Origin of the sequence: Flavobacterium sp., from assembly GCF_047602195.1 — a bacterium.
GTDB lineage: Bacteria > Bacteroidota > Bacteroidia > Flavobacteriales > Flavobacteriaceae > Flavobacterium.
The window spans coordinates 619,214-644,377 of sequence record NZ_JASGHW010000004.1 but is presented as its reverse complement, the minus strand read 5'-3'; the positions used below and the strand labels follow the sequence as shown (position 1 = coordinate 644,377).

20 protein-coding genes and 1 tRNA gene are annotated in these 25,164 nt (G+C 45.9%); 13 read left to right on the top strand and 8 right to left on the bottom strand.

What is annotated here, in order from left to right:
* Positions 1–33 precede the first annotated feature (33 nt).
* The 7 genes from QM717_RS09130 to QM717_RS09100 all read left to right on the top strand — a co-directional run bounded on the left by QM717_RS09130 (position 34) and on the right by QM717_RS09100 (position 7,129).
* On the top strand, positions 34–423 hold the full coding sequence (locus tag QM717_RS09130; RefSeq protein WP_415037039.1) for a helix-turn-helix domain-containing protein: 390 nt from the start codon (positions 34–36) through the stop codon (positions 421–423).
* Between the two features lie 153 nt (positions 424–576).
* Complete coding sequence (locus QM717_RS09125) at positions 577–999, top strand: hypothetical protein (RefSeq protein ID WP_415037037.1); 423 nt, start codon at positions 577–579, stop codon at positions 997–999.
* Between the two features lie 162 nt (positions 1,000–1,161).
* Positions 1,162–2,355: a hypothetical protein gene (locus QM717_RS09120; RefSeq protein WP_415037035.1), complete on the top strand. Its 1,194-nt coding sequence runs from the start codon at positions 1,162–1,164 to the stop codon at positions 2,353–2,355.
* Positions 2,356–2,551: 196 nt separating this feature from the next.
* Entirely contained in the window at positions 2,552–3,091 is a 540-nt protein-coding gene (locus QM717_RS09115) for a hypothetical protein (RefSeq protein ID WP_415037033.1), read from the top strand.
* A gap of 192 nt (positions 3,092–3,283) precedes the next feature.
* The gene (locus QM717_RS09110; RefSeq protein ID WP_415037031.1) at positions 3,284–5,065 is read left to right on the top strand and encodes an ATP-dependent nuclease; all 1,782 of its coding nucleotides are present in this window, start codon (positions 3,284–3,286) and stop codon (positions 5,063–5,065) included.
* Between the two features lie 321 nt (positions 5,066–5,386).
* Positions 5,387–6,247, top strand: a complete 861-nt coding sequence (locus QM717_RS09105) for a helix-turn-helix domain-containing protein (protein ID WP_415037029.1) — start codon at positions 5,387–5,389, stop codon at positions 6,245–6,247.
* Between the two features lie 87 nt (positions 6,248–6,334).
* Positions 6,335–7,129: an alpha/beta hydrolase gene (locus QM717_RS09100; protein ID WP_415037027.1), complete on the top strand. Its 795-nt coding sequence runs from the start codon at positions 6,335–6,337 to the stop codon at positions 7,127–7,129.
* Between the two features lie 339 nt (positions 7,130–7,468).
* On the opposite strand, the gene QM717_RS09095 is transcribed toward QM717_RS09100, so the two are convergent.
* The 6 genes from QM717_RS09095 to QM717_RS09070 all read right to left on the bottom strand — a co-directional run bounded on the left by QM717_RS09095 (position 7,469) and on the right by QM717_RS09070 (position 12,260).
* On the bottom strand, positions 7,469–7,738 hold the full coding sequence (locus QM717_RS09095; protein ID WP_415037025.1) for an STAS-like domain-containing protein: 270 nt from the start codon (positions 7,736–7,738) through the stop codon (positions 7,469–7,471).
* Between the two features lie 84 nt (positions 7,739–7,822).
* Complete coding sequence (locus QM717_RS09090) at positions 7,823–8,734, bottom strand: ATP-binding protein (protein WP_415037023.1); 912 nt, start codon at positions 8,732–8,734, stop codon at positions 7,823–7,825.
* A gap of 347 nt (positions 8,735–9,081) precedes the next feature.
* Positions 9,082–9,169: transfer RNA gene (locus tag QM717_RS09085), tRNA-Ser, on the bottom strand.
* Between the two features lie 61 nt (positions 9,170–9,230).
* Entirely contained in the window at positions 9,231–10,259 is a 1,029-nt protein-coding gene (locus QM717_RS09080; protein ID WP_415037021.1) for an asparaginase, read from the bottom strand.
* Positions 10,249–11,385, bottom strand: a complete 1,137-nt coding sequence (locus tag QM717_RS09075) for a 1-acyl-sn-glycerol-3-phosphate acyltransferase (RefSeq protein ID WP_415037019.1) — start codon at positions 11,383–11,385, stop codon at positions 10,249–10,251. Before QM717_RS09075 ends, QM717_RS09080 begins: the two co-directional genes overlap by 11 nt.
* A gap of 104 nt (positions 11,386–11,489) precedes the next feature.
* Positions 11,490–12,260: a TatD family hydrolase gene (locus tag QM717_RS09070; protein ID WP_415037017.1), complete on the bottom strand. Its 771-nt coding sequence runs from the start codon at positions 12,258–12,260 to the stop codon at positions 11,490–11,492.
* A gap of 134 nt (positions 12,261–12,394) precedes the next feature.
* On the opposite strand from QM717_RS09070, the gene QM717_RS09065 reads away from it, so the two are divergent.
* The 4 genes from QM717_RS09065 (at position 12,395) to QM717_RS09050 (ending at position 18,937) form a co-directional block, all read left to right on the top strand.
* Positions 12,395–13,105, top strand: a complete 711-nt coding sequence (locus QM717_RS09065) for a T9SS type A sorting domain-containing protein (protein ID WP_415037015.1) — start codon at positions 12,395–12,397, stop codon at positions 13,103–13,105.
* A gap of 110 nt (positions 13,106–13,215) precedes the next feature.
* On the top strand, positions 13,216–13,653 hold the full coding sequence (locus QM717_RS09060; RefSeq protein WP_415037013.1) for a retropepsin-like aspartic protease: 438 nt from the start codon (positions 13,216–13,218) through the stop codon (positions 13,651–13,653).
* A 218-nt stretch (positions 13,654–13,871) separates the two neighbouring features.
* On the top strand, positions 13,872–16,214 hold the full coding sequence (locus QM717_RS09055) for a T9SS type A sorting domain-containing protein (RefSeq protein ID WP_415037011.1): 2,343 nt from the start codon (positions 13,872–13,874) through the stop codon (positions 16,212–16,214).
* A gap of 92 nt (positions 16,215–16,306) precedes the next feature.
* Positions 16,307–18,937 (top strand): T9SS type A sorting domain-containing protein, encoded by a 2,631-nt coding sequence (locus QM717_RS09050; protein WP_415037009.1) that lies wholly within the window; start codon positions 16,307–16,309, stop codon positions 18,935–18,937.
* 70 nt (positions 18,938–19,007) lie between these two features.
* On the opposite strand, the gene odhB is transcribed toward QM717_RS09050, so the two are convergent.
* Positions 19,008–20,246 (bottom strand): 2-oxoglutarate dehydrogenase complex dihydrolipoyllysine-residue succinyltransferase, encoded by a 1,239-nt coding sequence (gene odhB / locus QM717_RS09045; RefSeq protein WP_415037007.1) that lies wholly within the window; start codon positions 20,244–20,246, stop codon positions 19,008–19,010.
* A 114-nt stretch (positions 20,247–20,360) separates the two neighbouring features.
* The gene (locus tag QM717_RS09040; protein WP_415037005.1) at positions 20,361–23,147 is read right to left on the bottom strand and encodes a 2-oxoglutarate dehydrogenase E1 component; all 2,787 of its coding nucleotides are present in this window, start codon (positions 23,145–23,147) and stop codon (positions 20,361–20,363) included.
* A gap of 116 nt (positions 23,148–23,263) precedes the next feature.
* Between QM717_RS09040 and QM717_RS09035 the strand changes: the two genes are divergently transcribed.
* Both QM717_RS09035 and QM717_RS09030 read left to right on the top strand, forming a co-directional pair.
* Positions 23,264–23,833: a hypothetical protein gene (locus QM717_RS09035; RefSeq protein WP_415037003.1), complete on the top strand. Its 570-nt coding sequence runs from the start codon at positions 23,264–23,266 to the stop codon at positions 23,831–23,833.
* A gap of 162 nt (positions 23,834–23,995) precedes the next feature.
* Positions 23,996–24,988, top strand: coding sequence for a hypothetical protein (locus QM717_RS09030; RefSeq protein ID WP_415037001.1), 993 nt, complete (start codon positions 23,996–23,998; stop codon positions 24,986–24,988).
* Positions 24,989–25,164 lie beyond the last annotated feature (176 nt).

Genomic DNA, 25,164 nt, shown 5'->3' with positions numbered 1-25,164 from the left:
CAAAACAGTTATAAGCACATAAAATTTTCAATCATGGAAACACAAAAACCAAAACACATTGGAAGGAATATAAGCCGTATTCGTGAATTAAGAGGCATTAAGCAGGAAGCTTTGGCTATTGCTATTGGGGTGAGTCAGCAGACGATCTCTAAGATTGAGCAGAGTGAGAATGTTGAGGAGGAGGTTTTGTTGAAGATTGCGGGGGAGTTGGGGGTTAGTGCGGAGGCGATTAGGAATTTTAGTGAGGAAGCCGTTTTCAATAATATCCAAAACAATCACGAAGGCGCAATCATTAATGACGGGCCAACTGTAAACTACAACTGTACGTTTAATCCTTTGGACAAAGTTGTTGAATTGTACGAACGATTAGTACAAACTGAAAAAGATAAGATAGGGTATTTAGAAAAGTTACTGAATAAGTAAATATCTGTTTATAAATTTATTACGCCTCCAAGTGGAGGTTTTTTTATTTATATTTGACTTCCTTTTCGCTTATCTCGACATAATTGTATAATAATGTCAATCTATTTCAGGGATAAATAAGTTGGGCGATATTTAATCAAAATCATCATACACATGGAATTTCCAAAATCAACAGAATCTATTCCGATAGTTATCGATGAAAATCTTAAGAAGCGAATAACAGAATGGGAAAAGAAAGGTATTTTTTATGGGGCGTTTCCTGTTGTAGGAGATAGTATGACATGCGCGGAATCAGAAAAGTCAATACCAAATGGTTCGAATGTTTTAGCCTATGATTTACAAATTGATTTTAAATCTATTTCAAATAAATGGTTCGATATCCCAATCAATAAGCCGCTAATTATTGCAGGCAAAACATCATTAGGCAAAGATTTCTGCCTATGCAAAACAATAAACTTCTTAGACTTGGTTAATAATAAAGTCTCACTTAGATCATACAATCCAAAATATTATGATCAAATTATCCCAATAACATTTATTACATCTTTATTAAAAATTGAATTAGTTATCAAATAAACATCGCCCAACCCTCGCTAACCAAAATGGCTGGTTTTCTGTGGCTTGAACGTTTGTCCAAACCAAGAAAATATTATCTTAGCGGAGAGAACTCTGCTCCTATTTCCGCCACTTCGGTTAGCGAGCTAACGTTGGTGGCAATGGTAACAACACACATTGGATATGTCCGAAAGAGATTTAAAAGAATACATTGTAAAATTAAATGACCGAAATATTCAGAGACAGCGTGAATCCGGATTTACATTATATGCAGTAGGTGCTGCTATAATATATTGCATGATTTATCTTGTTGAGAATATTACTCTTTTCTATAAAATATTCATTACCGAAAATTTACTTAATGTAGTAATTTTTACAGCAAACATTTTCCAAATATTTATATATATTTTTATTGCATATCAAATATCCACTAGAATAGTTAGGACTACTAAAATATTTCCTTTTCAGAAGCCACTTCGTGTAGATTTCAGTGACTTCTTACTTTTCTTTGCTTTTTTAGTTTTCTTCATTTTGAATTTATTAGGACTACAGCAATATCAAAACATTTCGCACATAATATTTTTGAGTTCTTTTCTAACTATTTCATTGGCTAATATTTTATTTCCTTGGATTATTAAGTTAATACAAGAGTTAGGCTTAATTAAGAAGAAGAAAAAAGGAGAAACAATTGAAGTAATTGACTTTACATATTTTAATTCAGAAGCAACGGAGATGATGAAAAAATCTCTACTCATTTATAGCTCTATATTAATAATTGTAACATCTTTAGCTTGGATAAATTTTAACTTCAAAATTGACTTCAAAGAAATTCCTCCAATTGTAAAATTCACTTTGCATTTTTTTACATTGCTATTACTTTTAAAAATAGGAAGTTCGATTAAAGAGAAACAAGATCATAATATTCTTTTGGAAGATTTTGAGAAAGAGATTTTTTTTGAAAATCTAACAAATGAAAAAATCATGGAAAAATATGAAAATGATTTTGATGGTCTATCTGCTATAAGATGGATCGAAATTAAAGAAAAAGAGGTTTTTGAATTCTTTGAAATTAGAAGAAAAGAGTTTTTAGCCGAAAATTTACGTATTACTGCTATGAGCAATATGGAAAATCTTAACTCAAGTGAATTTAATAGTCGTTTCTATGATGTTATAACCAATCAGTCATCCAGCATAAATTTGACAAAAGATTTTGTGAAAAATTTCAATAACTCTTTTAAGAGTTTGAGAATATTTAGTTCACTAAATGATTATGAAACTGAACGTCTTAACTATTTGCAATCATTATTGAATCAAAAAATATTAAATTACAATCATCAGTACAATAATATTGACAAAAGGCTATCACGATTATCATAGCACACCACTGCCACCAACCGCCGTTTTGCAGCAATTGCTGGGTTTTGTGGTTGCAGGACGTTTTTCTTTACGAAAAAACTTTATCTTCGGCAGAAAGAACTCAGTTCGCTTTGATCAGCAACTGCGCAAAGCGGCCTAACGTTAGTTGTCATTAAACCCAAAAATGACCGGAAATTAAACTTAAACAAAAATATAAATGGAGGAACTATTAACTGAATTGTTCGATGAGTGTGCAGATATTTTTTTAGAAGATGAAGTCGAAAATATTTTGGATGATGTAGCTGAACGAAATCTTTGTGGACGATTAGCAATTCACATGACACCAAAAATCGCTGAATATGGTATTAAAGGCTATTATGCCGATCCTGAATATAATCGTAAACAAGGCGGTCAAGTAAAGACAATTTTAGATGATGAAATGAATATAATAAATATTCAATGCGACCTTATAGTTCATAGTCGAGGTAAAATTATAGGGCAAGATAATTTAATCGCAATTGAAATGAAAAAATCGACAAGACCTGAAGCAGAAAAAGTTGATGATCGAAAAAGACTAAGAGCTATGACGAAAGACCCTAGTGATGATATTTATTCATATGATGGACAGACTCATCCTGAGCATGTATGCGGTTATATAATTGGTGTTTATATGATATTAAATCTCGCACAAAGAACTTGCACTTTCGAGTATTATCAACATGGTAATAAAGTTGCCGAAAGAGTGCAAAAATTTTAGAAATTGGAGACTTGATTTATAAACGGCAGCTAACAGCCTGTAAGCTAATTGCGTTCATTTTTGGTCACAGGAAGTTGTTTCTTCACGAAGAAACTTTTATCTTCGGCAGAAAGAACTCAATCCGCTTGGCCGCGAATTCGCTTACAAGCGAAACGTTATGAGCCATTCATCACGACCTAACTAAATATCACAATGAAAATTTACGACATCTCGATAAGAAATTTTAGAGGAATCCATATTTTAAATAATTTGAAGGTGGGTGATATAAATTCCTTTGTCGGAAAAAATGATGCTGGCAAATCCAATATTTTAAAGGCGCTCGATGCCTTTTTTAATGATAAATTTACTTCTAATTGTGTCTTCAAAGGAATTGCAGAGGGCGAAAAAACTGAAATAACAATTCGATTCGAAACTGCAGAAGTTATCAACCCGTTAGCTTTAGATTCTGAAGGAAAAATTAGTTTGAAAAAAGTGTTTTCATTTTCAGGTGCAGGAAAATTAGTCAAAGATGTGTTTTATAAGTGTAATGACATAAATAGCGATCAATATTCTAATTGTTGGGGAATAAAAGAGGCCGGGATTAATGCTTTTTTGACTTCCTTGAATGTTGAACATTCCCGTTCAGGACGTGGGGTTACAAATATTTCAAAAATTGAGCTTATTGACGAAAGTACTCAAGATTTAGGTCGAATTGAAAAAATACATTCGGCGGAAGAATTTATCGGGAACTTAAAAAAACAGTATGACTTTTTTGAATTACCGGAATATTCACTATTCGACGCAGAACAGGATTTAAATGTCGGCTCTACAAGTTTTCAAGGGCAATTTAAACCAATCGCGACACTTTCATTGCAAAATAATTCAGCACTGACTTCTCAAATAGAAACAAATGTTCAAGATGACTTAGAAACCGAGTTTGGGATAATTACAGGATTAATGCAAAGAAATGTTCCGGAGCTAGAGCGAATAAAACCATCTGTATCTTGCAATTGGTCAGGCTTAGTAAAATTTGATTTATCACTTAAATTTTCAAATGATACATTTGAAATCCCAATTTCCAATAAAGGAACTGGATTCAAGCGCCTTTTAATGGTCGCTTATTTTGAATACCTCGCACAAAAAACAACAAAGAAATATCAAATTTTCGGAATTGAAGAACCGGAAACCTTTTTACATCCAGAATTGCAAAATGACTTGTTAGAATCAATAATTTCATTAGCCGAAAATAGTCAGTTTTTTATAACTACTCATTCTCCAGTTTTTGCTGGCGCGACGAAGAGTTCAAATATTGTAGTTGTAAAAAAAGAGAATGAAATATCTAACTACTTTAATTATGAAAACGAAGATGATATTTTAGATGTAGTAATCAAAGAATTAGGAATTCGGCCAAACTATAATTTGCTGAATGACAATTATAGAAAAGCCGTTTTTGTTGAAGGCAGTGGCGATGTAAAATTTTGGGAAAGAGCATTTACAAAAATTCACGGCGAATTACCTGATGATATATTGATTATTCCTTGTGGTGGTGATCAAGTGGAATTTTTTGTAAATGCTGAACTTTGTAGAAAAATCAATCGAAAATTCATTTTCATTTTGGATTCCGATAGAGGTGCGACAGATTATGCATCTAAATTAGCTAACAAGGCGTTGCTAATTGAAAAAGTAGAGGAACTAGGTGGCGAATTTGAAATCTTAAGAAAAAGAGAGATAGAAAATTACTATTCAAGAGCGGCGATTCAACGAATATTGGGTGATACTTTTATTTTACCTGAAGCATTTGAAATCAATGATTATTCTGATATCAAGGAGGAAATTAAAGTGCATATTCTTGAACCTTCAGGTTTAAATTTTAAAGCCAAGAACAACTTCGCTATTTTTGACGAAATGACAAAAGAGGAATGGTTAGAGTCTGGTGAAATAATCGATGAAAGTACGGATTTAGAAATCATCATTAATAAGATTTTACAAGATTAAACGGCTTATCACCACGGCTAGCAAGATATTAGAAAAAAACAAAACCCCGAAGGAGACTTCGGGGTCACCACAAAAATACATTGTTTTATAGCCCTTACAAAACAACAATGTTTCCCATAAATAAACTGTTCGATGCCTTCTTATGGTCGGCGCTCATGAATACAAGCCAGCACTGCAAACTTTTTCAGCATATAAATAACTTTTCCCCAAGAAAGTTTTATCTTCGATATGACAGGTCCTGTACCTCGACGCTGCAACAAAGGTTAATCACTAATTTTTTACCACAAGTTTCCGAAACTTTCCTGCACCTTAAATTAAAAAATGAAAAAGCCCGGCAAAATAACAGACATCCCAATCGTAACCCTCGACGAAGTCAAGAAATTCGGCGTGCAGGTCGTCAGGTACGATACCGTAGACGAAAGCCATTTTGTCAAGTCGCCGCACAGGGACAAGGATTACCTGTTCGTCTTTGTAAACGAGGGGCACCTTGAATTGTTGGTAGACTTCAAGAGGATATTCATCCCGAGAAAATCCGTCTATTTCATACTACCCGGCCAGATTCACCAGCACATAGGCTCCAGCGTCGATGTCTTTGTAGTCGCCGTCGATTCGCCCCTGGTCAAGAACACCTTTAAGTCGGTATTGCAGGACAGTTGTTTCACGCAAACCCCAACCGAAGTAGACGAACCAAAAGCAAGGCATCTGGAGACTTGCGCCGCACTGCTGTTGGAAATCGTCAAGACGCTCGAAGGCACAAAGCACAGGCAGATCATCAAGCAAGGCATCATCGATGCCATCATCGGCCAGATATCCGAGGAATATGCCCACAAGGGCGCATTGGGCGATGCCAAGGATTCAAGGAATGTCTCGATTACCAAGGATTTCAGGACACTGCTGTTCCGCAAGTACAAGAAAATCAAGAAGCCTTCCGCCTATGCCGATGCCCTGAACATATCCACCGCCTACCTCAACGAGGCCGTCAAGGCAACCTCGGGCTTCACCGTGTCCTACTGGATACAATACATGATAATCGGCGAGGCCAAGCGCCTGCTGTTCTACACCGACAAAAGTGTCAAGCAGATTGCAAGCGAGCTCGGCTTCGACGACTACAACTACTTCAGCCGCATGTTCTCCAAGAATGAGAATATGTCCCCAAACGAATTCCGGAAGAAATACCTCTAATTGTCCATGTTTTCCTGTTTTTAATGCATTGCATCAGGCCGGTGCCGTGACGTCCTTTGCACTATCATTAACTAACATTTAAATCTGATGAAAAGTACAACGATCAAACAGAGCATGAAAAAAGGTGTTTATGCAATCACGCTGGTAATCTCGACGATGACCGGGGGCATAAACGACGCAAATTCCCAAAACGTCAAGAATGTGGTACTCGTCCACGGCGCGTTCGCAGACGGTTCCGGCTACAAGGGAATGTATGAGGAATTAACCAAAAAAGGGTACAACGTAACCATCGTGCAAAACCCACTCACATCATTGGCCGATGATGTCGCGGCGGTCAAGCTCGCACTCGACAAACAGGACGGTCCGGCAATCTTGGCGGGACATTCATGGGGCGGGGCCGTCATAACGCAGGCCGGGAATCATCCTAAAGTGGCCGGTCTCGTCTACATCGCGGCATTCCAGCCCGACAACGGCGAATCTGCCCTGTATTGGTTCCAGACCTTGCCCCCGGCACCCGAAAACGGCGTCCTTCCTCCAGACCAAAACGGCATCGTCTATTATGACAAGGCAAAATACCATTCAGGGTTTTGCGGCGACCTCACAAAAGCAGAATCGGAATTCCTATACGCATCACAGGGTGCATTTTTCGGGGAATGCTTCGCCACAAACATCACCGATGCCGCATGGAGAAGCAAGCCAAGTTTCGGTATCGTAGCTACTGAGGACAAAAGCATCCAGCCCGACATCCAACGCAATATGTACAAGAGGTCAAAAACAAAGGTCACTGAGATTAAGGGAAGCCATGCCGTCTATATCTCCCAGCCTGCTAAAGTCGCAGCCGTGATTATCGAGGCAGCGAAAAGCGTCTCTGCGAAAAAATAACCGCTAAGCAATCTTTACGTCCTGGCCATCTTAAATTGCATGCATGTCAACTTATCTAACTTTAAAGGTCAGGCAGCAAAAAACCCCGAAGTCTCCTTCGGGGTTACCACAAAAAATACATTGTTGCTAGCCCTTACACAACAACAATGTTTCCCATAAATAAACTGTTCGATGCCTTCTTATGGTCGGCACTCACAAACGCCAACCGACAATTTAATTATGGCTATAGAGAATCATAAAGGCGTTAAACGTCGTGATTGAATAAATCTAAAAATGGAATTGCTTGTTCACAGGAAATTTCTTGGCATAAAAAAACCGGAATACTATTCCGGTTATATATTAAAGTGCTGAAATAATTACCCTCTGTACAAAATCGTTTGTGTTGAGGAAAGCTACTTTTTTCTTAAAAATTTCGTCGTTTACGTGCTGACGCAATTTACTGAAACATTCATCTGCAAAAGAATTGGTCACAATATCGACACCTTCGAAATCAAGGTAAACCTTATCGTTCGTCTCGATTTTATCAATAATGGATACACGGACTTCAGCCCCCAAATCTCGCGTACCGAGACTAGAGCCTATCTTTCCGAAGAAGACAGTTGTATCCATGATTATCGACTTTTTGTTTTAAAAACTTACGCAAAGGTATAGCGAATATAGCTAAAAAGCAACACCCCACATATTAAAGTTGTGTTATTCTCGCGCTCCGGCTTCAAACATATCCTCGAACAATTGCTTCTTGTAGTCATAATTTCGGCTCGTAAATTCGGTATAATCGACCGTGACATTGGTATTGATCCTTACGTAAACACTGGTTCCCGGCCAATAGTCGATATCTTTGACCACGGTCTCTTTCTCGCTAACGTTAAGCGACTTGTTGCCCGAAATTATGGTAAGCCAACCTTTATTGAGCTTAACGAAGGTCGAGGTCGCATACAGTCCATGCCCCTGCCCTTTTCCATTGGTCACCCCTTCCTCAATACATTTAAGCATGGCCTCTTCTTCCGAAAAGTTATGCTTTTCATTCAAAGACTGGTGTATCCCAATTCCTGAATCGGAAATGATCAACCGCACTGAGTTAATCGATTCGAAATATTGCGCGGCGACCCACCCCTCCTTTTCCGCCGAATGGTTCAATACATTGTCCAGTATTTCATTGAAGCAATAATCAAGTCCTGTGAATACATTATCATCCATAGAACTTTTTTCCTTTAATACGTTAAGGATATTCTTGAGTACGTCTAACTGGGTCTCTTTTGTATACTTTTGGATTAGGACTGAATTCTTTTCGTCAGCTTGGTCTACATGGAAAGGCAATTGAACTTTGAGGTTCTCAAAAAAATTCATGCTCGCGAGATATTTTACGGGAACAGACTTCTGGTTCGCCAATATTTCGCCCCCAACAGTAAACCCTAATTTTTCCAAATATTTGATGGTGCATAAAAACAACAATGCATAATCCGGATAGATAAAGTCACAATCACCAAAGTCTAAAATAATTTTGGTGTCAGGATGCGCTTTGTATTGGTCAACCAGCGCTTTGCAGGCTGAAACCGTTTTTCTGTGCGATTGGGCTAAATCCTTTGCTGAAATTTTATACTCCATTGCACAAAAACAACAATAATCTTTACTGGCTTTGTGAAGCGTGTTAAATAGTGTTAAAATAAGTGCTTTTGGTTGTAAATTTTGGTGTGGCAATACTCCGTAGATACTTCCTAGATAAGCCGTAGATAAGCCGACCTAAAGCCGACTTTGATTATGTAAAATAGAAAATATTTTTTGGAATGGTTTAGGGATTACCTTCGGTGTTCCCGTTAAAGGGGACTGTCCTGCAAAATGCGCCGTTTGCAACGGCTCCATTTTTTATGGCTTCGCCCTTAAGAAAAGCCTTTGGCCTTTCTACGGCCGTCCCCATAAAAAATGCGCTCCCTAACCGGGAGCGCATTTTACAGCAGAGAGGAAGGGATTCGAACCCTCGATGCCCTTTTGGAGCATACACACTTTCCAGGCGTGCGCCTTCGACCACTCGGCCACCTCTCTAAATCGAGGATGCAAATAACATAAAAAAAGTTCAGTTGGCGAAATTTTGGAAGCCAAATTTTTAAGACAATTCCCCGCGGATCGAGGTTTCGTAAATCGTCTTGAAAACCGCTGGCGCGACTTGTTGCCCGAGCAGGTACATGAGTTTGGTGATGGCGGCTTCGGTGGTGGAATCCTTGCCCGAAATGACGCCAATTTTCTTGAGTGCGGTACTGGTCTCGTATTGCCCCATGCTCACACTGCCACCCGAACATTGGGTCACATTGATCACGTGCAGTCCGTTCTTGATCGCTTTTTTCAAGGCCGAAATGAGCCATTCATCGGTAGGGGCATTGCCCGATCCGTAGGTTTCGAGTACCATGCCCTTGAGGTTCGGCAGGTTGATGATGGCCGACAATACCGCCTCGTTGATACCCGGAAACATCTTGACGATCACGACATTGTCGTCGAGTTCCTTGCGCACGGTAAACGGTTTACCGTTGGCTTTGGCTAAAAACGATTCGTGGTTGATTTTCAAATGCACACCCGATTCGGCTAGTGGCGCATAATTGGGCGAGGCAAATGCATTGAAATGTTCGGCATTGATTTTCGTCGTGCGGTTGCCACGGTAGAGTTTGTATTCGAAGTAGAGGCAGACTTCATTGATCACGGGCTTCCCCTTGTGCTGCAATGACGCAATCTGGATGGCCGTTATGAGATTTTCCTTCGCATCGGTACGCAAGTCGCCGATCGGCAATTGCGAGCCGGTGAACACAACGGGCTTGCCCAGATTTTCGAGCATGAAACTCAAGGCCGAAGCCGAATACGACATCGTATCGGAACCGTGCAGCACCACAAATCCGTCGAACTTTTGGTAATTGTCCTCGATGATCGTCGCGATCTTGACCCATTCCTTTGGGTTCATGTTCGACGAATCGATCGGGTTTTCGAATGAGATCGTCTCGATGTTGCAGTCGAGTTGCTTGAGCTCGGGAATTTTATTGAGGAGTTTGGAAAAGTTGAACGCCTTGAGCGCGCCCGTCTCGAAATCCTTCATCATACCAATGGTTCCGCCGGTATACAGAAGCAGAATGTTGGGCTTAGACTGCATTTTCGTACTTCATTTTATTGATGACCGGATTGGCATACATGGCCAGGAATCCTTGCAACGCGACCGGATTGTCCTCGTCGATGCGCATCTCCAATCGGCGTTCGAAAACCGATTTCTCGTTTTCGGTATAACGGTCGGCAAATTTGTTGGTATTGTGCAGCAAATCGTAGGCGATGTAATTGGTCGGCCACAACTGGTAACTCGACAAAATCGAATCGTCGATGAGCTGCGACAGGGCCTGGATCTGTTTGTTGCTGTTGTCGAATTCTTTTTGGATGCTGTCGATTTCGGTATCGAGGATGTCGCAAACGTGGATGTGGATGCGCTTCTTCTGCCCCATGATTCCGCTGAGCAACGTCATGAAATCCTCGTTCTTTTCCTTGATGTATTTTTCGTTGTTCGCCTCGGCCAGCAGTCGCGGCATCTTTAGCGCATCGGTCGGGTCGTATTCGTACGAAATCGAAACCGGAACGATCTTGAGCTTGCGAAAGTAATCCATCAGGTCGGCCTCATCCGAACCCATCCCAATCATCTTGAGCACGCCCTGCTGGGTCATGTCGTTGCCATCCTTGGTGCGGCCTTCGCGCTGCGCAATCCACACCGAACGGTTTTCGCGCAACAGCAATTGCCCGATGTATTCGCTCATCAACTTGGAACTCGCGAGCAATTCGCGTGGGGACAAACTTCTTTGCACCAGAAAATTGCGGTTCAATTTGGACAACATGAGCAGGAAATTCTTCTTGACCAGGTTGTCGCCGATGGCCGAAGCCGTCATGACCAAACCGTGTTCAAACAGCGAACAGTTGAGCAACGAGGTATCGAGGATGATGTCGCGGTGGTTCGAAATGAACAGATAGGACGTATTGGGCTCGAGCTTTTCAAAACCCGAGGTCGTGAGCCCGTCGGAGCTGCGTTCGAGCACTTTCTGGACCGACCTGTAAATGAAGTTGCACTGGAAATCGCGGATGGAATGCGTACGCTTGAGCTGCTCGGCCCACTGCTCGTCGGGCACGTCGGGAAAAGTAAAATCCATCAGCGCTTTCATCATCGGATGATGGACAATCTTGTGGATCGCGTCGTTTACCTCGGCATCGTAATAAGGACGAATCGCATCGAATCTCTGCATTTCAGGTCTTTTTGGTATGGTATCGACAAAATAACGAAAAGTTATTGAATCTTTTGTTATAAAATTGCAAATACGCAATGCAAAATCACGGTTTTTACAAAAGCCTAAATCCCAAAAACCTGTTTGGAATTTTCGGTCGTCAGCCGCGCGATTTCGGTGACCGGGAGTTGGTAAATCTCCGACAGTTTCTGCGCCACATTGACCACATAGCCGCTTTCGTTGCGCTTGCCGCGGAACGGGACCGGCGCCAGGTAAGGCGCATCGGTCTCAAGCACGAGGTGTTTTAAGTCGATCTGGTGCAAAAACTGGTCGATCTTGCCGTTCTTGAACGTGACCACGCCACCGATGCCGAGTTTCATGCCCAGCGAAATGGCCTGCAATGCCTGCTCATGGGTTCCGGTGAAGCAGTGGAAAATCCCGAACAGTTCGGGCGAACGTTCCGTTTCGAGCACCTCGAAAATCTCATCGAACGCGTCGCGGCAATGGATGTTAATCGGCAATTGGTATTTCTTGGCAAGCTGGATCTGGCGCTTGAAGGCAATTTTCTGGATGTCGAGTGTGGTTTTGTCCCAATACAGATCGATCCCGATTTCGCCCACGGCGTAGAATTTCCGTTTGGCGAGTTCGGTTTCCACGTGCCGCAATTCGGCCTCGAAGGTGTCGGGCTTGACATAGGTGGGATGCAACCCCATCATCAGGAAAATGTTCTCCGGAAATTGCTTTTCCAAATCGTACATCGCATCGGTATAGCCCGAATCGATCGCGGGAATAAAAAAGCGCTTGACGCTTTGGTCGATGGCGCGCAGGATCATCTCGTTTCGGTCATCGGCGAATTCTTCGCTATACAAATGCGTATGGGTGTCGGTCAGGATCATGGGTTTTGGCTTGAGCGGCAAAGGTACGTCTTATTGGCAGAAAAGAAAACCGGCCGCGTAGGGTTTTTAAGCGCCAGACTGTTTACTTTTGTAAGAAAGTAAATCGGACAACCAACCCATTAAACCACAACAGTATGAAACAACGCTACCTTTTCTTTTTATTGTTGATCGGACAACTCGCCCTGGCACAAGACCTGCGATTGTACGAAAACACTTGGTACCTGAGCCAACTGACCCAAAACGGCGCGGACTATTTTCCACCCAGCAACGAAGAAGTCCAGAATGTGCCGTTGTATTTTACCCAAAACATCGAGGGAACGGCCATGGCCTCCAACGTCTGCAATACGGTATTTGGCGTGGCCGAATTCGACGATGCCGAAAGCCTTTGGTATCGGGACTACGCCGTGACGCTGATGATGTGCAACTCGATGAACAACAACAGTTTTGAGGCACAGTACTTTCATTTCTTTACCGGCAATTACCCGAACGATACCTTTACCTACACCATCACCGAAGCCAACCAGGTCCTATCGTTGGTACTGACTTCGCAAAACGGCGACCAGGCTTTTTATTCGAACCAGTTGCTGGCGACCAGGCAATTTGCCCAAAGCAATTTCAGCATCCAGCCGAATCCGGCCAGCGATTACATTGAACTGAAATCGGACAATACCGCCTACAACAACGCGACGGTTGAAGTTTACAATGCACTGGGCGCCAAATGCAAAAGCGAAAAACTTCGGTCGGCCTTGCACCACATGAATGTAGCAGACTTGAGCGCCGGATGGTACGTCATCACTGTAAAATCGGAAACGGAAACCTTTACCGGGAAGTTTCTCAAAAAATAGGCAGGCAGTCCCAACTTTCAGTCGAAATAAATCATACATTCGCAGTAATCGCGCTGTCGGACCAGTGATTTTCTGAAGGCGCGAAACGTTTACTAGCAGTTTCGCATGACATGAAAGACCTTCACGAGATCCTCAAGAAAGAAAAATACCGAAAGATCAAATTCAGGATTACCAAAACGCAGCATTTGCTCATCAGGGCCGAGATCAACGGTGTCAAGGGCAATTTTATCCTCGATACGGGCGCCTCGAACAGTTGCGTCGATTTTTCGGGCGTCGAATTGTTCCACCTCACGGCCGGGCATTCCAAAACCAAGGCGGCGGGCGCCGGTGCCACCGGGATGTTTACGCAACTGGCCAAGGCCAACAAGCTCAAGATCGGGACTTGGAAAGACCATGACTTCAATTTGGTCATTTTCGACCTGTCGCATGTCAACCAGGCCCTGCGCGAATACAAGACCAAGGCGGTACAGGGCATCATTGGCGCCGATGTGCTGCTCAACGGAAGGGCCATCATTGATTATTACAACCATTGTTTGTATTTGAAATAAACCAACATTGCATACTATGAAAAGAAACTACTTTTATTTTTTCATACTGACTTTTTTCTTGCTGTCTCCGCTGCCCATACAGGCACAATGGATGCCTTCTTTTAAATCTGTGAAACAGGATTATTACGCAAGCCGAAGCCTTCCGAAAATGGGAAGGCTTTTTTGTTGGCTTGCAGTAGGGAATCTGAGCGTTGGGCTGTTTTGTAATAAAACCGCTTATGAGAAAAATTTACTTCTTTTTGTTTCTGGCACTCTGCTTTACCCATTTGGCAAATGCCCAGATGGTCGCCGCCTTGGATTACATCTATACATCCACTCCCATCAGTGCCAACGCGATTATAGGCAATGTGTTGTCGAATGATTATTTCAACAATGCGCCCGTTGATGCGTCGCAGGTGATCGTCACGGAAATCGGATCGAATCCCGATGTGCAATTGCTGCCCGACGGTTCGGTCAAAGCACTGCACGACTTTACGCTCGAATCAGGGGCTACCTTTTATTATGAAGTATGCGACATGGCCAATCCGAACAACTGCTCGACCAGTTATTTTGACCTTTGGGTTGTATCGCCGGCGCCGCCATTTGGTCCTGCGCCAACCCTTACGGTGTTAGAGCCGCCTACCTGCAACCATCCGTTTGCGACAATCCAATTGTCTAATTTCCCTTATCCCGCAATCACCACATGGATCGTCTGGCTGGGCAATCAACAAGCCGGATTTGAATATGATGGCTACCAGGAAAACAGTGAAGATGTCATCATTGAAAATGTTCCTGTGGGATTGCTGACCCTATCCGTAGAAGACATTATCGATGGGATTCGCTCCTCGGTGACGCAATTTTACTTGCCCCATCCTTCGTGCGAGCTCAACCTGACTTTCAATGGCACGCTCGTCGACACCAATGCGAACAGCATTACCGATGCGGGCGATGCCATCGACTACCAGTTCACGGTGACCAATGACGGCAGCGTTCCATTGACCAATGTCTATATCGATTCCCCTACACTTACGGTACAGGGCACGGCAATTCCCTTGATGGCTGTAGGTGCCACCGACACAACCTCTTTTACCGCTACCCATGTGCTCACGCAGGATGAAATCCACGCCAATACGGTTGAACACATCGCCACGGTCTATGGCACCGACGGCTCGGTGACCCGAAGCGATTCGTACAACGTCACCACCGCCCTGCAAATTCCTGATGGTTTCAAGATGGTGGTTTTTTTCGATTACAACATGAATGGAATCATGGACAACAATGAACAAGCCCATTCTTCCTATTTCAACATTGGCACTTTTGATTATGAAGTCAACAACGATGGGCAGCTTCACCACATCAGCACTTCAAATACCTCTTTTACGTTTTACGAAACCAACCCCTTGAATACTTATCATTTGTCGTTGAATCTCACCCCGGACTATGCGGCCTATTACCAATCCACAACCGAGTACAACATCACCGTAGCGGCAGGTTCGGGAATCACGACCTATTACTTTCCCGTCTCTTTGATTCCGCATACCGATCTCAAGATTTGGTTGGACGCGCCTTCGTTGGTCCGGCCAGGATTTCCGACAACCCATAAAATACGATACGTCAATATTGGCAATGTCCCCGTTTCTGGCACCATCTCGTATACGCCCGATTCGCGGATGACCATCACCAATACGTCGGTTCCGGTCACTGCGATTCCGGGAGGTTTTACTTTTGCGGTCAACAATTTGTATCCCAACGACACGCAGGAGGTTACCGTTGCTTTGCAGGTTCTGCCGTCTCCTGCCGTCAATATCGGGGATTCGCTTACGTCTACGGCCACCTCGCTCAACCCAAATGCGAGTGCCGTTCAACCGACCCATACCGCGACCAAAGTTCAAGCAGTAAACAGCTCTTACGACCCGAACGACATTACCGAAGCGCGCGGACCGCAAATCCTGCATTCGTCTTTTTCCTCGGCCGATTACCTGACCTACACCATCCGTTTCGAGAATACCGGTAACGCTGAGGCGATCAACATTGAGGTCGACCACCTGCTCGACGGGCTACTCGATGAGAATACTATCCGGGTGCTCGATGCGAGCCACAATTATGTGATGGAACGCGTCGGCAATAATTTGACCTGGACGTTTGGCGGCATCAACCTCGACCCATCGGTGGAAGGCACCGACATCGGGAAAGGTTATATTGTCTTTGAAGTCAAACCCAAGCCGGGTTATGCCGTGGGCGACATCATCCCGGCCAGTGCGAGCATTTATTTCGATTTCAACCCGGCGATTGTCACCGAAACTTTCCACACCGAATTTGTTTCGGCCCTGGCCACCAAGACATTCGAAACCGACGCGGTGAAAGTCTATCCAAATCCTACAAAAAACACACTCCACATTACCCGTAAAAACACCAACATCCAAACCGTGACGGTCACCGACATGCTGGGCAAAACCGTTTTGTCGGCAACGGCAAACCGTCCCGATGTCGCCATTGACTTGGGCGCATTGGCCAAAGGCATGTATCTTGTGAAAATCCGCAGTGGAAACAGCATGCAGACCTTTAAGGTGATCCGTGAGTAATTTAGAATTTGTCCAAAGTGAAGTCACTTATTTTAACTGTCGAAATTATACATATATTTGAGTGTCACCACAAACAAAACCAACAGCACTTTATGAAGAATTTCAACCCTCAACTATTTCTAATAGTCCTTTTTACGGCATGCCTATCGTCCTTAAGCGCCAAAGCCCAAGCATTGGATGCCATCAACGATTATGCGCACCGCACTTTGGGCGATGCCAACGGGATTGTCTACAGCAACGTCCTGTCCAACGACTTCAACGGAACGACCTCACCCGTAGCGCCCAATTTGGTCACGATCACGGTCCTTTCGCAATCGAGTCCGTACGTGAATCTCGTCAACCGAAATGTGGTCACTTCATTTCCCGGCGGGATATTGCAGGCCGGGACTTACACCATCCAGTACCAAATTTGCCGCGTCAACAACCCGTCGATCTGTGACACGGCCATCGCGACCTTGTTCATCAACGATTGTCAGACGACACCCGCACCGCAAATCGCTCTGGTCCCGAATAGTCCTTGTTTGAGCCAAGCCTTCTCTGCAACCGGGCTCCCCGCAGCGGGCTGGATCGCCAAAATCAAGCAAAACGGAAACGCCTACCGCACCCAAACCGGCAGCGGTACCAGTGCAACGCTGAGCACTTTGCCGAGCGGTTCTTATATCGAAGTGGCCGTTGTCGATTTGGCCACGGGTTGCCAATCGCCTTATGTCGGGTTGGAAACACCCAATTATGATTGTGGCATCACCACGGTGATGACCGGCACATTCCAGGATTTCAACAACGATGGCATCGTCAGCCCGGGCGACAAATTCAATTATACCATCCTGCTCACCAACAATATTGGACCAGGCTGGGGCATCGATGATGCGCAACTGACCGGGGGCTTGCCGGCTTCGATTACCTATACGACGACCTTATCGGGCCCTATTCCTCCGGGCGGATCCTATTCGGGTTTTTCCGCGAGTTATACCATCAACCAGGCCGACATCAACCGCGGCTATGTTCATGCCGAATTGGGCATTTATACCTCACACGGCATCCACGATTATTTTGGCAATGCCTCGACCAATACCTGGTTTCCGGTGCTGACACCGACTTCCGCTGTACTTTCGGGCGGCGCTACGATTTGCAATGGGGACAGCGCCAACCTTAGCGTAGCGATCACGGGGGGAACGCCTCCGTTTACGGTCGTGTACAGCGATGGTTCCTCAAATGCAACCGTCTCGAATTACAGCAGCGGCAACCCGATTGCAGTCAACCCTACGGCAAATACCACCTACACCTTGGTATCGGTAACCAGTACCAATGCGACGCCGATTGCCAATCTTTCAGGCACAGCCAACATTAATGTCCAGCAATTGTATCCTTTCTTCGCAGATGCCGATGGCGACGGCTATGGAACCGGCAGTGCTGTCAACCTCTGCGCAGCCGATGCGAATGCCGTTCCGGCAGGGTATTCCCTGATTGGCGGCGATTGTGACGACGACGACAACGACATCAATCCAGAGGCTACCGAAATTTTATACAACGGCATCGATGACAATTGCAGCGGTCAAATGGATGAAGGCCACCAAATTACGACCTCGCTGTTGCCGTCGTTTTGCAACACGACCGTCGCCTCGATGAATACACTGATCGGAATCACGACTTTGGCCCCTGCCGCCGCTTACAATGGCTGGCGGATTAGGTTGACCAATGGAGCCCAGGTGCAAATCATCGAGCGCAATGTCCCGAACTTTTCGCTGGGCCATTTCCCGACTTACAGTTTTGCGACGACTTATACCGTAGAAATTGAACTCAGACGCAACGGCGTTTGGCTCGGCTATTATGGCCCGGCCTGCCAGATTACTTCCCCGGCGGTGGTTTCCAATGGACCCATCGCGCAGATATCGCCTTCGCAATGCGGCATCACCTTGGCGCAAATCAACACTTTGATTGCCACGACCAGTATTGCCGGCGTGACGGGTTACCGTTTCCGCGTGACCAATTTGACCGACACCAGCGGACCGAATGCCGTGCAGACCATTGACCGTACCCAGAATTGGTTCAGCCTTCCGATGCTTACGCGTTACAATTATGGTACGACTTACCGCATCGAGGTGGCACTCAAAATCGGTTCGGGTGTTTTTGGAAATTACGGGACGGCCTGCGAAGTCTCCTCGCCTGCGGTGCCGCAACTCACCAACTGCAATGCAACGGTATCGAACGGGACAAGTTATGTATCGACCAATAGTCTGGGCGGTGTGACGCAATACCGTTTCGAAGTCAAGCGCGCTTCGGACAACGCCACGACCCTGCTCGATAGGAATACTCCTTATTTCATCTTCAATGCGGTGCCAGCGGTTGCCTTTACGGCCGGCGCGCAGTACCATGTCAGGATTGCGGTCATGACCACCGGAACCTGGTCGCCTTATGGGGACGTTTGTACGATTACGGCTCCTGGCTCGGCCGCAAGGCATACAACCGAAGCACAAAACACGATCGCGGCCAAAGCGCATCCGAACCCGTTCAACTCCGGATTCTCATTGGTCACCGATTTGCCGTCCACCGAAAAAGTACAGCTTAAAATTTATGACATGCTGGGCCGTCTCATGGAAACCCAAGAAATCGAAGCTTCAGATTTGCAGTATGCCGTTATAGGCGAACAATATCCGAGCGGGGTGTATAATGTGATCGTCTCGCAAAAAGAGGTGGTCAAGACCATTCGGGTCGTGAAACGATAATTTTAAATAACAGACATAAAAAAATCCCGCTTTTCACGAGCGGGATTTTTTATTTTATATCGATCGGAAATTACAATTCCAATGCTTTCTTCGGATTGTTGTCCATCAACAATTCTGCAGGATTTTCGAGTCCTTCCTTGACGGCTACCAGGAAACCAACCGATTCGCGCCCGTCGATGATGCGGTGGTCGTACGACAACGCAACATACATCATCGGGTGGATTTCTACTTGACCATTGACCGCAATTGGACGCTCGATGATGTTGTGCATCCCGAGGATTCCCGACTGTGGCGGGTTGATGATTGGCGTCGACAACATCGATCCGAAAACACCACCGTTGGAAATGGTAAAGGTTCCGCCGGTCATATCGTCCACGGTGATCTGTCCGTCGCGTGCGCGGATCGCGAGACGCTTGATTTCGGCTTCGATGCCACGGAAAGACAAGCTTTCAGCATTTCTCACGACCGGAACCATCAAGCCTTTCGGTCCTGATACCGCTACGGAAATGTCGCAGAAATCATACGACACTTTCTGGTCACCGTCGATCATCGAATTCACATCCGGGAACAGTTGCAACGCACGTGTTACCGCTTTGGTGAAAAACGACATATAACCGAGTCCGAGTCCGCCGTGCTTGGCTTTGAACGCGTCTTTGTATTCGTTTCTGATTTTGTTGATCGGCGTCATGTTGACTTCGTTGAATGTGGTCAACATCGCCGTTTCGTTTTTCGCAGCGACGAGTCTTTCGGCTACTTTTCTTCTGAGCATCGACAATTTCGTACGCTCTGAACCACGGTTGCCGCCTGTTGGCGTTCCCATCGAGGCCGGTGCATTGACCGCATCGTCTTTGGTGATGCGTCCGCCTTTTCCGGTACCTGAAATGGTTGCCGGATCGACGTTTTTCTCGTCGAGTATTTTTCTGGCTGCCGGCGATGGCGTTCCTGTGGCGTAAGTTGCCGCTGGAGCCGGAGCCGCTTTGGGTTCTTCTTTTTTAGGCTCGGCTTTGGTTGCTTCTGCCTTTGGTTCTTCTTTCTTCGCTTCGGCGGCTGGTGCAGCGCCCGATGGCTTGGCGGCATCGGTGTCGATGAGGCAAACGACCTGGCCTACTTTGACCGCGTCGCCTTCCTCGGCCTTGAGCGTGATGATTCCGGCAGCTTCGGCTGGGAGTTCGAGCGTGGCTTTGTCTGAATCGACTTCGGCGATGGCCTGGTCTTTTTCTACATAATCGCCGTCCTTAACGAGCCATGTTGCGATTTCTACTTCTGTGATTGATTCGCCCGGCGAGGGCACTTTCATTTCGAGAATCATAGATTTTAGTTTTATTGTTCTTGGTTATTCAACGGCCTAGCCCTGATGGAAGCGGCATCCTTTGCGTAGTTTACGAAGCAAAGATACAGCGGAGCAGGTTCCCGGCTCCTAAAGTTAATTAAATAAATTCTTATCAAATACCATCGCAATCGCGGCAGCGTGGCGTTTTTTCGAACGCGCGTAACTTCCGGCCGCCGGTGCGCTGTAAGCCTTGAGGGCCGCGAGACGCAACTTGACTTCGGTGAAATTCATGAGCATGTAACTGTACGCGCCCATGTTGCGCGGCTCTTCCTGCGCCCAAACGTAATCGTCGGCGTTCGGGTAAGACGCGATGATTTCCTTGAGTTGTTCGGTCGGCAATGGGAACAATTGTTCGATGCGAACCAATGCAACGTCGGTGCGTCCGTTGGCTTCGCGTTCGGCCAATAAATCGTAATAGAATTTACCGGTACAGAACACGAGGGTTTTGACCTTTTTCTTGTCGACAGTCGTATCGTCGATCGTTTCCTGGAATTTTCCTTTTGCGAACTCATCGGCGGTGGACACCACGAGCGGATGACGCAGCAAACTTTTCGGCGTGAACACGATGAGCGGTTTGCGGAAGGTCGTTTTCATCTGGCGGCGCAACAAGTGATAGAAGTTGGCCGGGGTCGTACAATTGGCGACGTACATGTTTTCGTTCGCACACATTTGCAGGTAACGCTCCATTCTGGCAGACGAGTGTTCGGCACCTTGGCCTTCGTAACCGTGCGGAAGCAACATCACGAGTCCGTTTTGGTTGTTCCATTTGTCCTCGGCAGCCGAAATATACTGGTCGAGCATGATTTGCGCGCCGTTCGAGAAATCCCCGAACTGGGCTTCCCAGATCGTGAGCGTTTTAGGTGAAGCGAGTGCATAGCCATAATCGAAACCGACTACGCCGTATTCTGACAATAAAGAGTTGTAGATGTGGAATTTGCCTTTGGCTTTCGGAAGCTGTTGGAGCAAAATCACTTCTTCTTCTGAATCTTCGACCTTAACGACGGCGTGACGGTGCGAGAACGTACCGCGTTCTACGTCTTGTCCAGAAATACGCACATCGTAACCTTCGGTCAAGAGTGAGCCGTACGCGAGCAATTCGGCCATGGCCCAGTCGAGTTTGTCGGTATCGAAATACATCGTCTTTCTGTCCGCGATGAGCTTCGTGATTTTGCTGATGAATTTTTTATCCGATGGCAATTCGGTGATGACTTTTGCGATTTCGGTCAGTGCCGCCTTGTCGAAAGTCGTGTCGGTGTGCAGCAACATTTCGGCTTGGTCGGCCTGGTGGAAACCTTGCCATTCGTTTTGCATGAACGGCGTGATGATCGTCAGGTCTTTCTTGCGCGAGGCCTCGAGGTTTTCCTCAAGCACCGCTTTGTATTTGTCTTCCAAACCTTTGACGAAGTTGCCGTCGATGATGCCATCGGCGAGCAATTTTTCGGCGTAAAGGTCGCGTGGATTTTTGTGTTTCGAGATGATCTTGTACAGTTTCGGTTGGGTGAAACGCGGCTCGTCGCCTTCGTTGTGGCCGTATTTACGGTAGCCCAACAGGTCGATGAATACGTCGCTACCGAATTGCATTCTATAGTCCAAAGCAAACAACATTGCGTGAACGACCGCTTCGGTATCGTCGGCGTTGACGTGCAATACCGGTGACAGCGTGACTTTGGCGATGTCGGTACAATAGGTCGATGAACGTGCATCGAGGTAATTGGTCGTAAAACCTACCTGGTTGTTGATCACGATGTGGATCGTTCCGCCCGTTTTGTAACCGTCGAGTTGCGCCATTTGGATGATTTCGTAAACGATTCCCTGACCTGCAACGGCGGCGTCTCCGTGGAGCGCAATCGGCAATACTTTAGAGGCGTCTTCCGGGAAATAACGGTCTTGCTTGGCGCGGGTAATCCCTTCGATCACGGCACCAACGGTTTCGAGGTGCGATGGGTTTGGCGCGAGGTTGATGTTGATCGATTTGCCCGACTTCGTCTTTCTATCCGACGTTAATCCGAGGTGATACTTTACGTCGCCATCGAACAACGCATCGTCGTCATAATCTTTCCCATCGAATTCCGAGAAAATATCCTGGGTATTTTTGCCGAAGATGTTCGCCAGAACGTTGAGACGGCCACGGTGTGCCATTCCCATGACGAATTGTTCTACGCCTTTTTCAGCCGCGGCTTCAATCAAGGCATCGAGTCCCGGAATCAATGATTCGCCGCCTTCGAGCGAGAAACGCTTCTGGCCGACGTATTTGGTGTGGAGGAAATTTTCGAACGAAACCGCCTCGTTGAGTTTTTCTAAAATCTGTTTCTTTTGGTCGTTGTCGAACTTAGGCTGGTTGTCGTTGTACCCGATTTTGTCCTGGATCCATTGGATGACTTCAGGTTTACGGATGTACATGTATTCGACCCCGATCGACTCGCAATAGATTTTATTGAGGTGCCCGAGGATGTCCTTGAGCGTGGTCGGTTCGAGTTTCATGGCTCTTGCCGCGTCGAAAACCGTGTTCAGGTCGGCATCGGACAAACCGTAATTGGCCAAATCCAAAGTAGGCGACCAAATCCTTCTTTCACGCACCGGATTTGTTTTGGTAAACAAGTGGCCACGCGTACGATACGCATCGATCAATTTGAGTACGTTGAATTCCTTTTGCAATTTCTCTGAAATCTGGCTTACATCGGCAGACGAAGCACTGGCGGCCATTTGTTGTGCCGGTGTGCCTACGGGGTATTCGTCGTTGTAAGTGGTGATTCCGAAATCGAAGCCCTGGAGGAAACTTCTCCAGCTCGGCTCGATGCTATCGGGATTCTCTAGATACTGGTGGTATAAATCTTCAAAAAATTCGGTGTGCGCTGCGTTTAAAAAGGAAAACCTGTCCATGATTTAGTTAAAAGTCCTAATGGGTTGAAAAATAGTCCCGCAAAAGTACGACAATTGTGCCACAATTTTAAGTATTTTTAGCATAGATTTATGGTTTAAACTTCAAACTTGCCGCAATGTTTACAAAAGCCTCTTTTTTTGGTTCCTTCAAAACGATTGTCCCTGCATTTTTGCTGCTTTGGAGTTCGGCGGTTTTTTCACAAACCCAGCCAGATTCGATCCGGGCCAAAAGTGATTTTTGGCAGCGGGTACAATTCGGCGGCGGAATCGGCTTGAGCATCGGTTCGGGCTATACCGATATTGCGCTGGCGCCGGGCGCGATCTACAATTTCAACCCCTATGTCGCAGCAGGCGTCGGACTTCAGGGCAGTTACGTGCGCGTCAAGAATGAATACGAATCTTACATTTATGGCGGCAGCTTGATCGGGTTGTTCCGCCCGGTCGAATACGTTCAGCTTTCGTTGGAGCTCGAACAATTGCGCGTCAACACCAGTTTCAGCAATTTTTTCAACCCCGATCCCGCCAACCGCTATCCGGATGACAACTTCTGGAACACGGCCTTGTACATCGGCGCAGGTTATGCGGTCGAAAATGTGACGATCGGCATCCGATACAACCTGTTGTTCGACAGGGACAAGAGCGTGTACAGTGAACCGGTAATGCCTTTCATCCGCGTGTATTTTTGACCATCTGCCCCTTTACTTTTAAATCGTTGTTTTTACAGTAAATTTTTCCACAACCCTTTTGGATTAAGCCAATAAACGTTATATTAGTGCTGGAAAACACATTGATATACAACAACATAAAAGCAATTGCATTCGATTGGCAATCGCATATTCCCATCGCTTATGATCACTCATGCCCTCCAAAGCCAGGTTACTTCAAGGTTTGCCAAGCCGCTAAACATAGGCAGGACATCGTTTCACCTGACAGACAACCGCCCGGAAGCCGTTGCACAGCGAAAATTACAGGACGACATCACCAATACCCGACTTGAAAAAAGTGTCATCCAACGCCGTATTGTCAGCACGCCTATTGCTGCCGGCCCACAAATTTTCATCCGTCGCGGGCGTTCGGGTCCACACAATACGGCTGCAAACAGAATTGCTTTGGCCGCCTTGCGAAACCAACGACTACTCGCGCCAAATCACATAGCGAGAAATGTGAACAATGAATATGAAAACGCCATAGGCGGCGGATTACCGATACCGGCTTGGGTCGCTCCACCCTTGCACATGTCGCATCATATTTCCGACCATACGGTTCAGGATACCGTCGCTACAGCAGCCAACAACGTCAATCTCGGCATGGGAGCCGCCGCATGGGGACCGGTAAACAACATGATTGCCGGCATCGATCCGGCACTTGCCCCGGTTGCGCCTCCTCTTTTATTTATGACTGCTGCCAACCCCGCCCATGCCAATGCCCTCGCAATAGTGGCCGCTTTGGGCGCAGGCCCGATTCCGCACAACCCAGCTTCCCGAGCCACACTTACCAATCTGGCGAGTTCGATTGCCAACAGCCCGATGAACCTTCACCACGGACTGGGCTCGGCCAATATGAGCATCGGCGGCCACGGCGACCCAAACAGCCATGTCAATCCGGTGGCACCTGCGCTGGCCGGGATGCCGGCACTCAACCGGCGACTTTCCTGGCGTTCGAACCAGATGATAAACAACGTTGGTGCAGCGGCGCTCAATTACCGGAGCCACGCAATGGCCATGGCAATGCCTGGCACGGTTGCGAACGCCCAGGCCGGCATGATTCCACCTCCTCCTGCGGGCGCACCCGTTCTGGTGCACAGTTCGGGTTCCAATGCGCATTTCACGACACTTTTGTAGAGCCGCGAACCAAAACGCCATTGTTTGACGGGATAAATCCGGACGCGAAAATTGGTTTTGGGATTCAACCGATAAGAACCTTCGCCGTCTTGGTTCTTTTTGGTCATGAAATGTCTTTGCAAAAGACCTTACCCGGTATCTTTTCAAACAATTTAAGCTCATTTTTTGTGCTTTTG

Excerpts from the sequence above, each read along its gene's own strand:
- odhB (WP_415037007.1), bottom strand. The coding sequence starts at position 20,246 with ATGATTCTCGAAATGAAAGTGCCCTCGCCGGGCGAATCAATCACAGAA.
- QM717_RS09095 (WP_415037025.1), bottom strand. The coding sequence starts at position 7,738 with ATGGATACAACTGTCTTCTTCGGAAAGATAGGCTCTAGTCTCGGTACG.
- QM717_RS09065 (WP_415037015.1), top strand. The coding sequence starts at position 12,395 with ATGAAACAACGCTACCTTTTCTTTTTATTGTTGATCGGACAACTCGCC.
- QM717_RS09075 (WP_415037019.1), bottom strand. The coding sequence starts at position 11,385 with ATGCAGAGATTCGATGCGATTCGTCCTTATTACGATGCCGAGGTAAAC.
- QM717_RS09050 (WP_415037009.1), top strand. The coding sequence starts at position 16,307 with ATGAAGAATTTCAACCCTCAACTATTTCTAATAGTCCTTTTTACGGCA.
- QM717_RS09040 (WP_415037005.1), bottom strand. The coding sequence starts at position 23,147 with ATGGACAGGTTTTCCTTTTTAAACGCAGCGCACACCGAATTTTTTGAA.
- QM717_RS09055 (WP_415037011.1), top strand. The coding sequence starts at position 13,872 with ATGAGAAAAATTTACTTCTTTTTGTTTCTGGCACTCTGCTTTACCCAT.
- QM717_RS09070 (WP_415037017.1), bottom strand. The coding sequence starts at position 12,260 with ATGATCCTGACCGACACCCATACGCATTTGTATAGCGAAGAATTCGCC.
- QM717_RS09115 (WP_415037033.1), top strand. The coding sequence starts at position 2,552 with ATGGAGGAACTATTAACTGAATTGTTCGATGAGTGTGCAGATATTTTT.
- QM717_RS09130 (WP_415037039.1), top strand. The coding sequence starts at position 34 with ATGGAAACACAAAAACCAAAACACATTGGAAGGAATATAAGCCGTATT.
- QM717_RS09125 (WP_415037037.1), top strand. The coding sequence starts at position 577 with ATGGAATTTCCAAAATCAACAGAATCTATTCCGATAGTTATCGATGAA.
- QM717_RS09035 (WP_415037003.1), top strand. The coding sequence starts at position 23,264 with ATGTTTACAAAAGCCTCTTTTTTTGGTTCCTTCAAAACGATTGTCCCT.
- QM717_RS09060 (WP_415037013.1), top strand. The coding sequence starts at position 13,216 with ATGAAAGACCTTCACGAGATCCTCAAGAAAGAAAAATACCGAAAGATC.
- QM717_RS09110 (WP_415037031.1), top strand. The coding sequence starts at position 3,284 with ATGAAAATTTACGACATCTCGATAAGAAATTTTAGAGGAATCCATATT.
- QM717_RS09090 (WP_415037023.1), bottom strand. The coding sequence starts at position 8,734 with ATGGAGTATAAAATTTCAGCAAAGGATTTAGCCCAATCGCACAGAAAA.
- QM717_RS09030 (WP_415037001.1), top strand. The coding sequence starts at position 23,996 with ATGATCACTCATGCCCTCCAAAGCCAGGTTACTTCAAGGTTTGCCAAG.
- QM717_RS09100 (WP_415037027.1), top strand. The coding sequence starts at position 6,335 with ATGAAAAGTACAACGATCAAACAGAGCATGAAAAAAGGTGTTTATGCA.
- QM717_RS09080 (WP_415037021.1), bottom strand. The coding sequence starts at position 10,259 with ATGCAGTCTAAGCCCAACATTCTGCTTCTGTATACCGGCGGAACCATT.
- QM717_RS09105 (WP_415037029.1), top strand. The coding sequence starts at position 5,387 with ATGAAAAAGCCCGGCAAAATAACAGACATCCCAATCGTAACCCTCGAC.
- QM717_RS09120 (WP_415037035.1), top strand. The coding sequence starts at position 1,162 with ATGTCCGAAAGAGATTTAAAAGAATACATTGTAAAATTAAATGACCGA.